General features: G+C 66.9%; 14 protein-coding genes. 12 read left to right on the plus strand and 2 right to left on the minus strand.

Going from position 1 to position 12,572, the window contains the following annotated elements:
- Position 1 precedes the first annotated feature (1 nt).
- The 7 genes from CAL25_RS23745 to CAL25_RS23775 all read left to right on the plus strand — a co-directional run bounded on the left by CAL25_RS23745 (position 2) and on the right by CAL25_RS23775 (position 7,484).
- The gene (locus CAL25_RS23745) at positions 2 to 805 is read left to right on the plus strand and encodes an ABC transporter ATP-binding protein (protein WP_094804677.1); all 804 of its coding nucleotides are present in this window, start codon (positions 2 to 4) and stop codon (positions 803 to 805) included.
- A gap of 57 nt (positions 806 to 862) precedes the next feature.
- Complete coding sequence (locus tag CAL25_RS23750) at positions 863 to 1,792, plus strand: branched-chain amino acid ABC transporter permease (protein ID WP_094804679.1); 930 nt, start codon at positions 863 to 865, stop codon at positions 1,790 to 1,792.
- 10 nt (positions 1,793 to 1,802) lie between these two features.
- Positions 1,803 to 2,867, plus strand: coding sequence for a branched-chain amino acid ABC transporter permease (locus CAL25_RS23755; protein WP_094804681.1), 1,065 nt, complete (start codon positions 1,803 to 1,805; stop codon positions 2,865 to 2,867).
- A gap of 106 nt (positions 2,868 to 2,973) precedes the next feature.
- Positions 2,974 to 4,311, plus strand: a complete 1,338-nt coding sequence (locus tag CAL25_RS23760; RefSeq protein ID WP_094804683.1) for an ABC transporter substrate-binding protein — start codon at positions 2,974 to 2,976, stop codon at positions 4,309 to 4,311.
- A gap of 76 nt (positions 4,312 to 4,387) precedes the next feature.
- Complete coding sequence (locus CAL25_RS23765; RefSeq protein ID WP_094804685.1) at positions 4,388 to 5,230, plus strand: ABC transporter ATP-binding protein; 843 nt, start codon at positions 4,388 to 4,390, stop codon at positions 5,228 to 5,230.
- A gap of 49 nt (positions 5,231 to 5,279) precedes the next feature.
- Positions 5,280 to 6,545 carry a phenylacetate--CoA ligase family protein gene (locus CAL25_RS23770; protein ID WP_094804687.1) on the plus strand — a complete coding sequence of 422 codons (1,266 nt, stop codon included), beginning with the start codon at positions 5,280 to 5,282 and terminating at the stop codon, positions 6,543 to 6,545.
- 78 nt (positions 6,546 to 6,623) lie between these two features.
- Positions 6,624 to 7,484, plus strand: a complete 861-nt coding sequence (locus CAL25_RS23775) for an MBL fold metallo-hydrolase (protein WP_094804689.1) — start codon at positions 6,624 to 6,626, stop codon at positions 7,482 to 7,484.
- Here the strand turns inward: CAL25_RS23775 and CAL25_RS23780 are convergent.
- Positions 7,459 to 7,773 carry an addiction module antidote protein gene (locus CAL25_RS23780; RefSeq protein WP_094804691.1) on the minus strand — a complete coding sequence of 105 codons (315 nt, stop codon included), beginning with the start codon at positions 7,771 to 7,773 and terminating at the stop codon, positions 7,459 to 7,461. The two genes, CAL25_RS23775 and CAL25_RS23780, sit on opposite strands and share 26 nt — an antisense overlap.
- A 2-nt stretch (positions 7,774 to 7,775) precedes the next feature.
- Positions 7,776 to 8,072: a type II toxin-antitoxin system RelE/ParE family toxin gene (locus CAL25_RS23785; RefSeq protein ID WP_094804693.1), complete on the minus strand. Its 297-nt coding sequence runs from the start codon at positions 8,070 to 8,072 to the stop codon at positions 7,776 to 7,778.
- Between the two features lie 337 nt (positions 8,073 to 8,409).
- On the opposite strand from CAL25_RS23785, the gene pap reads away from it, so the two are divergent.
- The 5 genes from pap (at position 8,410) to CAL25_RS23810 (ending at position 12,516) form a co-directional block, all read left to right on the plus strand.
- Positions 8,410 to 9,879 carry a polyphosphate:AMP phosphotransferase gene (pap, locus tag CAL25_RS23790; protein WP_094804773.1) on the plus strand — a complete coding sequence of 490 codons (1,470 nt, stop codon included), beginning with the start codon at positions 8,410 to 8,412 and terminating at the stop codon, positions 9,877 to 9,879.
- Between the two features lie 20 nt (positions 9,880 to 9,899).
- Positions 9,900 to 10,352: a GNAT family N-acetyltransferase gene (locus tag CAL25_RS23795; RefSeq protein ID WP_094804695.1), complete on the plus strand. Its 453-nt coding sequence runs from the start codon at positions 9,900 to 9,902 to the stop codon at positions 10,350 to 10,352.
- Positions 10,349 to 10,813: an HIT family protein gene (locus tag CAL25_RS23800; RefSeq protein ID WP_094804697.1), complete on the plus strand. Its 465-nt coding sequence runs from the start codon at positions 10,349 to 10,351 to the stop codon at positions 10,811 to 10,813. The genes CAL25_RS23795 and CAL25_RS23800 overlap by 4 nt, the downstream gene beginning before the upstream one ends.
- A gap of 140 nt (positions 10,814 to 10,953) precedes the next feature.
- Positions 10,954 to 11,691, plus strand: coding sequence for a 5'-methylthioadenosine/adenosylhomocysteine nucleosidase (locus tag CAL25_RS23805; RefSeq protein WP_094804699.1), 738 nt, complete (start codon positions 10,954 to 10,956; stop codon positions 11,689 to 11,691).
- A gap of 27 nt (positions 11,692 to 11,718) precedes the next feature.
- The gene (locus CAL25_RS23810; protein ID WP_249279216.1) at positions 11,719 to 12,516 is read left to right on the plus strand and encodes a uracil-DNA glycosylase; all 798 of its coding nucleotides are present in this window, start codon (positions 11,719 to 11,721) and stop codon (positions 12,514 to 12,516) included.
- The last annotated feature ends 56 nt before the right edge of the window (positions 12,517 to 12,572 follow it).

The raw sequence follows: 12,572 nt of genomic DNA on the forward strand, positions 1-12,572 counted from the left end.
CATGAACAGCCAACTCTCCCGCGACCAGCGCATCGGCGCCGTGATGCTCGACATGCAGAACATCTCGCTGTCGTTCGGCGGCGTGCGCGCGCTCACCGACATTTCGTTCGACGTGCGCGAGCACGAGATCCGCGCGATCATCGGCCCCAACGGCGCCGGCAAGAGCTCGATGCTCAACGTGATCAACGGCGTCTACACCCCGCAACAGGGCGGCATCGAGCTGCGCGGCCAGCGCTTCTCGCGCATGAACCCGCGCCGGGCCGCCGAAATGGGCATCGCGCGCACCTTCCAGAACCTCGCGCTCTTCAAGGGCATGAGCGTGCTCGACAACATCATGACCGGACGCAATCTGCGCATGAAGTCGGGCCTGCTCGCACAGGCGCTGCGCCTGGGCCCGGCCGAACGCGAGGAAACCCGCCATCGCCAGTTCGTCGAGAACATCATCGACTTCCTCGAGATCCAGGCCTACCGCAAGGTACCCGTGGGGCGTCTGCCCTATGGCCTGCAAAAGCGCGTGGACCTCGGCAGGGCGCTCGCGATGGAGCCGCGCCTGCTGCTGCTCGACGAACCCATGGCGGGCATGAACATCGAAGAGAAGCAGGACATGAGCCGCTTCATTCTCGATGTGAACGACGAGTTCGGCACCACGATCGTGCTCATCGAGCACGACATGGGCGTGGTGATGGATATCTCCGACCGCGTGGTGGTGCTCGATTACGGCAAGAAGATCGGCGATGGCACGCCCGACGAAGTCCGTACCCATCCCGATGTGATCCGCGCCTATCTGGGCGTGCAGTCGCACTAGGGCCTCGGACCGCACACAGGCGCACGCGCGCACAACGACAACATCTGGGGATTGGGCATGGCATTCTTCCTGGAAACGGTATTCGGCGGACTGATGAGCGGCATGCTGTACGCGCTCATCGGGCTGGGTTTCGTACTGATCTTCAAGGCATCGGGCGTCTTCAACTTCGCGCAGGGCGCCATGGTGCTCGTGGCCGCGCTCTCGATGGCGCGCTTCTCGGAGTGGATCCCGCGCTGGCTGGGCTTCGAGCACATGCTGATCGCCAATGTGCTCGCCTTCATCGTGAGCGCGCTGCTGATGTTCGTGCTGGCGGTCGCGATCGAGCGCTTCGTGCTGCGCCACCTGGTCAACCAGGAGGCCACCACGCTGCTCATGGCGACGCTGGGCATCAGCTACTTTCTCGATGGCCTGGGCCAGATCGCCTTCGGCAGCTCGGTGTACTCGATCAACGTCGGCATGCCGAAGGATCCCGCGATCATTCTCGAATCGGTGTTCGAGGGCGGCCTGCTCATCAATCTCGAGGATCTCACCGCGGCGGTGATCGCCGCGCTGCTGGTCGCCGCGCTGGCGCTCTTCTTCCAGTTCACCTCCACGGGCCGGGCGCTGCGCGCGGTGGCCGACGATCACCAGGCCGCGCAGTCCATCGGCATCCCGCTCAATCGCATCTGGGTCATCGTGTGGAGCGTGGCGGGCCTGGTGGCGCTGGTGGCCGGCATCATCTGGGGATCGAAGTTCGGCGTGCAGTTCACGCTCTCGACCGCGGCGCTGCGGGCCCTGCCGGTCGTGATCCTGGGCGGCCTGACCTCCGTGCCGGGCGCCATCATCGGCGGCCTCATCATCGGCGTGGGCGAAAAGGTGTCCGAGGTCTACCTGGGTTCGCTGGTGGGCGGCGGCATCGAAATCTGGTTTGCCTACGTGCTGGCGCTGGTGTTCCTGCTGTTCCGTCCGCAAGGGCTGTTCGGCGAAAAGATCATCGATCGGGTCTGAGGATAAAAATATGTTCTACCGCGAAAACGGCCAGTTCAAGACCAGCTATCGCGCCGACCAGCAGATCTTTCCGATCCGCCAGGACCGCATCGTCATGGCCCTGCTGCTCGCCGTGGCCTTCGTCGCCATCCCGGCGCTCGCCAGCGATTACCTGCTGCGCGCCATTCTGATCCCCTTCCTGATCCTGGCGCTGGCCGCGGTCGGCCTCAACATTCTGGTGGGCTATTGCGGCCAGATCTCGCTCGGTACCGGCGCCTTCATGGCGGTGGGCGCCTACGCCGCCTGGAACTTCGGCGTGCGCTTTCCGGGCATGCCGCTGCTGCTGCAGATCCTGCTGGGCGGCTGCTTCGCCACGCTGGTGGGCGTGGTCTTCGGCATTCCCAGCCTGCGCATCCGCGGGCTCTACCTGGCGGTCGCCACCCTGGCGGCGCAGTTCTTCGTCGATTGGGCGTTTCTGCGCATTCCGTTCTTCACCAATTATTCCTCGTCGGGCAACGTCTCGGTGCCGCCGCTCACCGCCTTCGGCCTGCCGGTGCAAAGCGCGCTGGAGAAGTACCTGTTCGTGCTGATCCTGGTGGTGGTGTTCACGCTGCTGGCGAAGAACCTCGTGCGTGGCGCGATTGGCCGCCAGTGGATGGCGATCCGCGACATGGATGTGGCCGCCGCGGTGATCGGCATCCGGCCGATGTACGCCAAGCTGTCGGCGTTCGCGGTGAGTTCGTTCATCGTCGGCGTGGCCGGCGCGCTGTGGGGCTACATCCACCTGGGCTCCTGGGAGCCGCTCGCCTTCGACCTGAACCGCTCGTTCCAGCTGCTCTTCATGGTCATCATCGGCGGACTGGGCTCGATCCTCGGCAGCTTCTTCGGCGCCGCGTTCATCGTGCTCGTGCCGGTGGCGCTCACCAATATTCCGCACATGCTCGGCATGTCGATGTCGGTCGATACCGCCGCTCACGTCGAGCACATGGTGTTCGGCGCGCTCATCGTGTTCTTCCTGATCGCGGAGCCCCACGGGCTGGCGCGGCTCTGGAGCATCGGCAAAGAAAAACTTCGCATCTGGCCTTTCCCGCATTGATGGTTTCGCGTGCGGCCCGCGCATGGCGCGCGGACCACGCAATCACGACACCCGGCGTAGACCGGGCCAACCCCGGTGTCCGACTCGAACACCACGCAGGAGGTATATGGAGATGAAGCGACTCAACCTGAAACTGGCGGCTGCCGTCATGGCCGCGACCGGCGCACTGGGCGCCATCGCCACCCCGGTGCTCGCCGCCGAGGAGCAGTTCGTGCCCCTGCTGGTGTATCGCACGGGCTCGTTCGCGCCGCTGGGCATTCCGTGGGCCGATGGCAAGCTCGATTACCTGAAGCTGGTGAACGAGCGTGACGGCGGCGTCAACGGCGTCAAGATCACCTACGAGGAATGCGAAACCGCCTACGCCACCGACCGCGGCGTGGAATGCTACGAGCGCCTGAAGGGCCGCGGCACCGGCGCCTCGGGCTTCGACACGCAGTCGACCGGCATCACGTTCGCCGTGAGCGACAAGGCCATCGTCGACAAGGTGCCGGTCGAGACCATGGGCTACGGCCTGTCGCAATCGGTCGACGGCTCGGTGTTCGAATGGAACTTCCCGCTGCTGGGCACGTACTGGACCGCGGCCGACGTGATGATCCAGGACATCGCCAAGAAGGAAGGCGGGATGGACAAGCTCAAGGGCAAGAAGATCGCCCTGGTCTATCACGACTCGCCCTACGGCAAGGAGCCGATCCCGCTGTTGCAGAAGCGCGCCGCCAAAGAGGGCTTCGAGCTGCTGATGTATCCGGTGACCGCGCCGGGCGTGGAGCAGAAGTCCACCTGGCTGCAGATCCGCCAGCAGCGCCCGGCCTACGTGCTGCTCTGGAGCGCCGGCATCATGACGCCCACGGCCATCCGCGAAGCCCAGGCCAGCGGCTACCCGCGCGACAAGATGTACGCGATCTGGTGGGCCGGCTCCGAAGGCGACGTGAAAGACCTCGGTGACGTCGCCAAGGGCTACAACGCCATCACGATCCACAACAGCTCGGCCACCGGCAAGGTCTACGACGATCTGAAGAAGTTCGTCTACGACAAGGGCCAGGGCGCCGACAAGACGGCGAAGAACACGCTCGGCACCATCGCGCACACGCGTGGCATGATGATCTCGATGATGCAGGTCGAGGCCATCCGCACCGCGCAGGAGAAGTACGGCAAGGGCAAGGCGCTCACGCCGGAGCAGGTGCGCTGGGGCTTCGAGAACCTCAACATCACGCAGGATCGCCTGAACGAACTCGGGTTTGGCGACATCATGCGTCCGGTCAAGACCTCGTGCGCCAACCACATGGGCGATGACTGGGCCCGCATCGTGCAGTGGGACGGCGCGAAGTTCGAGGTCAAGAGCGATTGGTACCAGGCCGACAAGGCGCTGCTCGATCCGCTCGTGAAGGAAGCCGCCGCGAAGTACGCAAAGGAGAAGAACATCACGCCGCGCAAGTGCGAGGGCTGATGGACGGCGGCGTGCGCGCCGCCTGATGCACCCAGGCCGCCGGCGCTGCCGGCGGCCGCCTTACCGAGGATTTCCCATGACCGCAGCTCCCCAGCCTGTCGCTGCCCCCGAGGCCGCCCGCGTGCTGCTCGATGTGAATGGCATCGAAGTGATCTACAACCACGTGATCCTGGTGCTCAAGGGCGTGTCGCTGCGCGTGCCGGAAGGCGCGATCGTGGCGCTGCTCGGCGCCAACGGCGCGGGCAAGACCACCACGCTGCGCGCCGTCTCGAACCTGCTCAAGGGCGAACGCGGCGACGTGACCAAGGGCTCGATCCAGTATCGCGACGAACGCATCGACCGGCTGTCGCCCGCCGAGCTGGTCAAGCGCGGCGTGGTGCAGGTGATGGAGGGCCGGCACTGCTTCGCCCACCTCACGGTCGAAGACAACCTGCTCACCGGCGCCTATACGCGCAAGCTCTCGCGCGGCGAAGTGAGCGCCGCCCTGGATCGCGTGTACCAGTACTTCCCGCGGCTCAAGCAGCGCCGCACCAGCCAGTCGGGCTATACGTCCGGCGGCGAACAGCAGATGACCGCGATCGGCCGCGCGCTGATGGCGAGCCCCAACATGATTCTGCTCGACGAGCCCTCGATGGGACTGGCGCCGCAGATCGTCGAAGAGATCTTCGAGATCGTGCGCGACCTGAACCAGCGCGAGCGCGTGAGCTTCCTGCTCGCCGAACAGAACACCAACATCGCGCTGCGCTACGCCGACTACGGCTACATCCTCGAGAACGGCCGCGTCATGATGGACGGCGCGGCGGCCGAGCTGGCGCAGAACGAAGACGTCAAAGAGTTCTATCTCGGCATTTCCAGCGGCGAACGCAAGAGCTTTCGCGATCAGAAGTTCTACCGCCGGCGCAAACGCTGGCTGGCCTGAGACAGGCCACGGAAACCCCGCCAACGCGCACATCTGAGGGTGCGAACCCATGTCTGAGTTCTTCGACACACTGGAAACCCGACCGCCGGCCGAACGCGAGCAGGCGCTGATGCGTGCCCTGCCGGGCGCCATCGCGCATGCCCAGGCCCGCGCGAGCGCCATGACCGCGCATCTCGCCGGCATCGATGCCACCCGGATCACGAGCCGCGAGGCGCTGGCCACGCTGCCGGTGCTGCGCAAGCACGAACTGCTGGAGCGTCAGCAGGCCCATCGCGCCAGCGCCACGGCGCAGGGGCCCGAGCGGGCCTTCGGCGGCTTTTCCGCCATCGGCTGGGGCGAGGCGTTGCGCGTGTTCGCATCGCCGGGCCCGATCTACGAACCCGAGAGCGGGCGCGCCGACTACTGGCGCTTCGCACGCGCGCTGCATGCCGCCGGCTTTCGCGCGGGCGAGCTGGCCTACAACTGCTTCTCGTACCACTTCACGCCGGCCGGCTCCATGATGGAGACGGCGGCGCATGCGGTGGGCTGCACCGTGTTTCCGGGCGGCACCGGCCAGACCGAACAGCAGGTGCGCGCCATCGCCGATCTCGCGCCGTCGGGCTACACCGGCACGCCCAGCTTTCTCAAGATCATTCTCGAGAAGGCCGACGAACTGGGCGTGCGCCTGGACTCGCTGCGGCGCGCGCTGGTGTCGGGCGAGGCCTTCCCCCCTTCGCTGCGCGACTGGCTGGCGGCACGCGGCATCGCGGGCTACCAGGCCTACGGCAGCGCCGATCTCGGCATGATCGCGTTCGAGACGCCGGCCCGCGAGGGCCTGGTGCTGGGCGAGGACCTGATTCTGGAGATCGTGCGCCCCGGCACCGGCGAGCCCGTGCCGGACGGCGAGGTCGGCGAGGTGGTCGTCACCACGCTCAATCCCGACTACCCGCTCGTGCGCTTCGGCACCGGCGATCTGTCGGCCATCATGCCGGGCGCGTCGCCGTGCGGACGTACCAACGTGCGCATCCGCGGCTGGCTCGGCCGCGCCGACCAGACCACCAAGGTGCGCGGCATGTTCGTGCATCCGTCGCAGGTGGCCGAGGTGCTGCGCCGCCATCCCGGCATCGGCCGGGCGCGTCTGGTCGTGAGCGGCGCCACCGGCAACGATCGCATGGTGCTGCACGTGGAATCCGACGCGCCGGACGACGCGCTCGCCGCGCGCATCGCCGAGTCGGTGCGCGAGGTGACGAAGCTGCGCGCCGACGTGCAGTGGTTGGCGCCGGGCGCGCTGCCCAACGACGGCAAGGTGATCGAGGACGCGCGCAGCTACGACTGAGCGCGTTGTCCCGCGCCGGGACGAGCGGATATGATGGATCGAACGGCGCGGCCATCGCGCCGCCGATCCGCATTCGCCATGACGCCACACATCCACGCCTTTTTCGACGACACCACCGGCACGGTCTCCTATGTCGTGCACGATGCGCCGGGCGGCACCTGTGCGGTGATCGACCCGGTCCTGGATTTCGATCCCAAGTCGGGGCGCACCCGCACCACGGGCGCGGCGCGCATTCGCGATTACGTACGCGCGCTCGGCCTGAGCACCGCCTGGATCCTCGAAACCCACGCGCATGCCGATCACCTGTCGGCCGCGCCGTGGCTGCAGCGCGAGCTGGGCGGCACCATCGCGATCGGCGAACACATCCGCACCGTGCAGGGCGTGTTCAAACCCATCTTCAACCTCGAGCCGGAGTTCGCGCTGGATGGCTCGCAGTTCGGCCATCTGTTTGCCGATGGCGAGTCGTTCGCCATCGGCGCGCTCACCGCGCAGTGCCTGCACGTGCCGGGGCACACGCCGGCCGATCTGGCCTACCGCATCGGCGACGCGGTGTTCGTGGGCGACACGCTCTTCATGCCGGACGTGGGCACGGCGCGCTGCGATTTCCCCGGCGGCAGCGCCACGTCGCTGTACCGCTCCATCCAGCGCCTGCTCGCGCTCCCGCCCGACACGCGCATCTTCGTCTGCCATGACTACCCGCCCGAAGGCCGCTCGCCCGCCTGGCAGACCACCGTGGCCGAGCAGCGCGCCGGCAACATCCACGTGCACGACGGCGTCACCGAAGCGGCCTTCGTGACCATGCGCACCCGTCGCGACGCCACGCTGGGCATGCCCACGCTGATCCTGCCGTCCATCCAGGTCAACATCCGTGCGGGCCACCTGCCCCCGGCCGAGCCCGACGGCATGATCTATCTCAAGATCCCCGTCGATCGGCTGTAGGCAGAATTGGGCCCCTGGCGGTCAGTTCGACGCCCAACGCCTTGAGCACGGTAAACACGGTGCGCAGCGTGGGGTTGCCGTCTTCGCTCAGGGAGCGATACAGCTGCTCGCGGGACAGGCCGGTGTCATTGGCGATCTGCGTCATTCCCTTCGCACGGGCGACCACGCCAAGCGCATGCGCCACATATGCGGGGTCATTGCTCTCGAACGCCTCCGCCATGAAATCCACAATGGCTTCATCTGTTTGCAAGTGCTGGGCCGGGTCGAATGTGGTCAGTTTCACGGTCATGTTCATTTCCTCAATTCATCGGCAAGACGCAGCGCGGCCTTTATGTCCCGCCGCTGGCTGTCCTTATCGCCACCGCACAGCAGCACGATGATGGTGTTGCCTTGCCGTTGAAAATAGACCCGGTATCCGGGGCCGTAGTGAATCCGAAGCTCGCTAACGCCGTTGCCTACCGGCTCGACATCGCCCGCATGCCCAAAGGCCAGTCGGTCAAGACGGGACGCGATGGCAGTCCTGGCGCGCTGGTCCCTCAAATCAGCAAACCATTTCTCAAAAACGTCTGCCTGCTTCAATTCGATCATGTTGTGATTGTAGTTTATAAACTACTCTGCTTCAATGGGGGGATCGTGCAGCCGCCGGTCTTGAAGATTCCGAGCCCCTTGTAGGTTTTTCGGTATCGGTCTTGCGAGCCTCGAGCCTGCGGTGGTGCCGCCAGTCTCGTTAGTTCGTCGCTGCAGGTCGCGCTTGGTCGGAATGATGCCGTGACGTGCGGTGACCTTTTCAGAAATGAATGCCCGGCTGTAGACGCCCCGCTGGCCGCATCCCGGCACGCCGGCGTGGCACTTGCGCCCCTGCCGGTTATCCAGCAACATCGGCCGATCGCGAGTCCCCCGCTTTCCCATCCGCCGTGTACCGATGATGTTCGCCGAAGCGCAAGCCGATCCCGTTCTGCCCAAGGAAGACTTCAAAACCCAGGAAAGCCGCTTGCGCGTGGCTTTGCTGCGGTCGCAGTACGACCGGCTCAAGCGCGCCGATCGCACCTTGCTGATCGTGGTGGCCGGCATCGACGGCGCGGGCAAGGGCGAGACCATCAATCAGCTCAACGAATGGATGGACCCGCGCCATATCCATACGCTGGCTTATGGCCCGCCCGATCGCGACGACAACGCGCGTCCGGCGTTCTGGCGCTATTGGAACGAGCTGCCCGCCAAAGGACAGACGGGCATCGTGTTCGGCTCCTGGTACGTGCCGCTGCTCAAGGAGGCGGCACGCAAGAAACAGCGCCCCGAACGCATCGAGGCCTGCGCGGCGCAGATCCGGCGCTTCGAGGCCCTGCTGGCCGCCGAGGGCGTGCAGATCGTCAAGCTCTGGTATCACCTGTCGGCGGATGCGCAATCCAGCCGGATCAAACGCCTGCTGGCCAGTCCCGAGACCGCCTGGGAAATCACGCCGGCCGACCGCAAGGTGCGCAAGCACTACGACCGCATCTGCGATGCCGGCCAGGTGGCGCTCGCGCACACCGACACCGATCACGCGCCCTGGGTCGTGATTCCGAGCGCCGACGCCAACATGCGCATGGTGCGCACGGCCGAGGCCGTGCTGGCCACCATGAAGCGCCGCGCGATTCCGCGCGCGACGCGGGCGTTCGCGCTGCAATCGGTGCGCCCCGGGCGGATTCCGGATCGCCTGGGCGAACTCGACTACGAGGCCCGCGAAGAAAAGCACGACTACGAGCTCGAGCTGGGTATGCTGCAAGGCCAGCTCGCGCGCCTGGTGCGCTCCGACAGATTCAAATCGCATTCGCTCATTCTGGCCTTCGAGGGCCAGGACGCCGCCGGCAAGGGCGGCGCGATCCGGCGCGTGACGCGCGCGCTCGATGCGCGCCAGTTCGAGATCACCCCGGTGGCCGCGCCGCTGCCCGAAGAGCTGGCCCGGCCGTACCTGTGGCGCTTCTGGCGCCGCGTGCCGCGCCAGGGCCGCATCGCGATCTTCGACCGCAGCTGGTATGGCCGCGTGCTGGTCGAACGCGTCGAGAAATACGCCGCGCCCGCCGACTGGCGCCGCGCCTATGGCGAGATCAACGATTTCGAACGCCAGCTCACCGACCACGGCGCCATCGTGCTGAAGTTCTGGATGGCGGTCACGCCGGCCGTGCAGCTGCAGCGCTTCAAGGAGCGCGAACGCACGCCGTTCAAGCAGTTCAAGATCACGCCCGACGACTGGCGCAACCGCAAAAAGTGGCCCGACTACGCGCAGGCCGCCAACGAAATGCTCGCGCGCACCGACATGCCCGACGCGCCCTGGCATCTGGTGTCGAGCAACGACAAGCGCTATGCGCGCCTGCAGGTGCTGCGCCATATCGTCCAGGCTCTCGAAGACAAGCTCTGACCCCCTCCCAGGACACGCCCATGACCTCCGCTCTCGACATCCGCACCATCACGCAGGCCGACTTCGACCTCTGGCTGCCGCTCTGGAAGGGCTACCAGGCCTTCTACAAGGTCGACATCGCCGACGACGTTACCCGCACCACCTGGGAACGCCTGCTGGATCCCGCCGAGCCCATGCACTGCGCCCTCGCCTTCGACGGTGAACGCGCCGTCGGCCTGGTGCACTGGATCTACCATCGCTCAACCTGGACCACCGGCAATTACGTCTACCTGCAGGATCTGTTCGCCGCGCCCGACGTGCGCGGCCGCGGCGTGGGCCGCGCGCTGATCGAGCGCGTGTATGCCGATGCCCAGGCCAACAACGCGGCGCGCGTGTACTGGCTCACGCACGAGAGCAACCAGACCGCCATGCAGCTCTACGACCGCATCGCCGATCGCTCCGGCTTCATTCAATACCGCAAGGTGCTCGTATGAGCGCGCACGACCCCGCCTGCCCGCTCTGCAACGAAGACGGCGGCACCCTGCTGTGGCGGGGCGCGCATCTGCGCGTGGTCGAGGTCGACGAGCCCGACTACCCGGGCTTCGCGCGTGTGATCTGGCAGGGGCACATCCCCGAAATGACGAGCCTGTCCACCCATGGGCGCGAAGCGCTCATGCGCGCGGTGTGGGCCGTCGAACAGGTGCAGCGCGACGTGCTGCATCCGGACAAGATCAATCTCGCGTCGCTCGGCAACATGGTGCCCCATCTGCACTGGCACGTGATCCCGCGCTGGCGCGAAGACCGGCACTTTCCGGCGCCCATCTGGGCCCAGCCGCGTGCCGAGGCCGACGCCGGCGAGGCGGCCTGGCAGACCCGCCGCGACGACGTGATCGCGCTGCTGCCACGCTATCGGCAACGCCTGGTCGAAGCGCTCGACGCCCTGCTCTGGCAGTGAGCCGTCGCGTCCTTGCCCGGATGCGTGGGCCGCGCCCCTCGAGGTGAGCGCCGCCCGCCTTCCCGCGCCGGCTGCTTCGCGCCGGCGAGGGCATAATGCGCAGCTGTCATCAGCCGGGCCGCTGCCCACGGAAGAACGTCATGTTGGGAATCCTGGCCGCGCTGCCGGAAGAAATCACGGAATTGCTGGCCGAAATGGGCCCGACCGCCACGGTGCGGCGCCTCGGCATGCGCGACTATCACGTGGGCGTCCTGCGCGGCCAGCCCTGTGTGCTGGCGCTCACCCGGATCGGCAAGGTCGCCGCGGCCGCCACCACCGCCATGCTGCTGCACGAGTTCCGCGTGCGCGCCGTCGTATTCACCGGCGTCGCGGGCGGCATTCACGAGCAGGTGCAGGTGGGCGACGTGGTCATCGGAGACACCCTGCTGCAGCACGATCTCGACGCGCGCCCGCTGTTCGCGCGCTACGAGGTGCCGATGCTGGGCCGCACGCACTTCAGCACCGAGGCGGCCCTGACCGAGCTGCTGGCGCACTGCGCCGAGGATTTTCTGTCGGCCTACGCCCACGGCCGCGCCGTCGCACCCGCCGTGCGGCGCGGTCCGATCGCCACCGGCGATTGCTTTGTCGGCGACCTCGCCACGCTCACGCGGCTGCGCGCCGAACTGCCCGATGCCCTGTGCGTCGAAATGGAAGGCGCCGCGGTGGCGCAGGTCTGTCATGAGTTCGGCGTGCCCTGCGCGGTGCTGCGCACGGTGTCGGACCGCGCCGACAACAGTGCCACGGTGGATTTCCGCCGCTTTCTGCAGGAGGTGGCGAGCGTCTACTCGGCCGGCATCCTGCGCCGCTTTTTGCAGGCCCTGCCGCCGCCGGCCAACTGAGCCGGCGGGCATGCCACAATTCCGGCCATGCCCTCGACCCGCACGCCCCGTATGCCCTCGCCCGCCACCCTGCACGACAACCGCCTGCAGCCGGGCGCCCTGAGCACCCAGCTCGCCGCCCTGCCCGCGCCCTGGCGCGACACCCTGCAGCGCGGTCCGGCGGCCACGGCGCTGACGGCTATCACGGCCCACGTCGAGCAGCGCCTGGCCGAGGGCGCGACGGTGTATCCCGCCACGCCGTGGCGCGCGCTCGCCGAGCTCGCCCCGCAGGACGTGCGCGTGGTCATCCTGGGCCAGGATCCGTATCACGGCCCGGGCCAGGCCCAGGGCCTGGCGTTCTCGGTGCCCGACGACTGCAAGTGTCCGCCCAGCCTGCGCAACATCTTCAAGGAAATCCTGCGCGAGGCGCCCGAGGCGGGGCCGCTGGGCCACGACCTGAGCGCGTGGGTGCGCCAGGGCGTGCTGCTGCTGAACACCTCGCTCACCGTCGAGGACGGTCAGGCGGGTTCGCACGCCAAGCGCGGCTGGGAAACCGTGACGGATGCGATCATGGCCCAGGTGGCGGCCGACCCGCAGCCCAAGGCGTTTCTCTTGTGGGGAGCGCACGCCCAGGCCAAGGCGGCGCTGTTGCCGCCGGGCCACAATCATCTGGTGTTGCAATCCAACCACCCCTCGCCCCTGTCGGCGAGCCGTCCCCCGGTGCCTTTCCTGGGCAACGGACACTTCTCCCAGGTGAACAGCTGGTTGGGGACACAAGGCAAAACCCTAATTGACTGGACATCAACTCGTAAAAAAATTGCCCAACAGCGCGAATTCGCGTTATGATCGCTGCGCTGCACCAAACAGATTCGGCATTTTTCACACGCTCAATACGCGTATCC

The organism is Bordetella genomosp. 5, from assembly GCF_002261315.1.
In the GTDB taxonomy this organism is placed as follows: Bacteria; Pseudomonadota; Gammaproteobacteria; order Burkholderiales; family Burkholderiaceae_B; genus Bordetella.

Coding starts and splice junctions, on each gene's coding strand:
- CAL25_RS23810 (WP_249279216.1), top strand. CDS start 11,719: ATGCCCTCGACCCGCACGCCCCGTATGCCCTCGCCCGCCACCCTGCAC.
- CAL25_RS23800 (WP_094804697.1), top strand. CDS start 10,349: ATGAGCGCGCACGACCCCGCCTGCCCGCTCTGCAACGAAGACGGCGGC.
- CAL25_RS23765 (WP_094804685.1), top strand. CDS start 4,388: ATGACCGCAGCTCCCCAGCCTGTCGCTGCCCCCGAGGCCGCCCGCGTG.
- CAL25_RS23745 (WP_094804677.1), top strand. CDS start 2: ATGAACAGCCAACTCTCCCGCGACCAGCGCATCGGCGCCGTGATGCTC.
- CAL25_RS23775 (WP_094804689.1), top strand. CDS start 6,624: ATGACGCCACACATCCACGCCTTTTTCGACGACACCACCGGCACGGTC.
- CAL25_RS23780 (WP_094804691.1), bottom strand. CDS start 7,773: ATGACCGTGAAACTGACCACATTCGACCCGGCCCAGCACTTGCAAACA.
- CAL25_RS23750 (WP_094804679.1), top strand. CDS start 863: ATGGCATTCTTCCTGGAAACGGTATTCGGCGGACTGATGAGCGGCATG.
- CAL25_RS23755 (WP_094804681.1), top strand. CDS start 1,803: ATGTTCTACCGCGAAAACGGCCAGTTCAAGACCAGCTATCGCGCCGAC.
- CAL25_RS23785 (WP_094804693.1), bottom strand. CDS start 8,072: ATGATCGAATTGAAGCAGGCAGACGTTTTTGAGAAATGGTTTGCTGAT.
- CAL25_RS23805 (WP_094804699.1), top strand. CDS start 10,954: ATGTTGGGAATCCTGGCCGCGCTGCCGGAAGAAATCACGGAATTGCTG.
- pap (WP_094804773.1), top strand. CDS start 8,410: ATGTTCGCCGAAGCGCAAGCCGATCCCGTTCTGCCCAAGGAAGACTTC.
- CAL25_RS23770 (WP_094804687.1), top strand. CDS start 5,280: ATGTCTGAGTTCTTCGACACACTGGAAACCCGACCGCCGGCCGAACGC.
- CAL25_RS23760 (WP_094804683.1), top strand. CDS start 2,974: ATGGAGATGAAGCGACTCAACCTGAAACTGGCGGCTGCCGTCATGGCC.
- CAL25_RS23795 (WP_094804695.1), top strand. CDS start 9,900: ATGACCTCCGCTCTCGACATCCGCACCATCACGCAGGCCGACTTCGAC.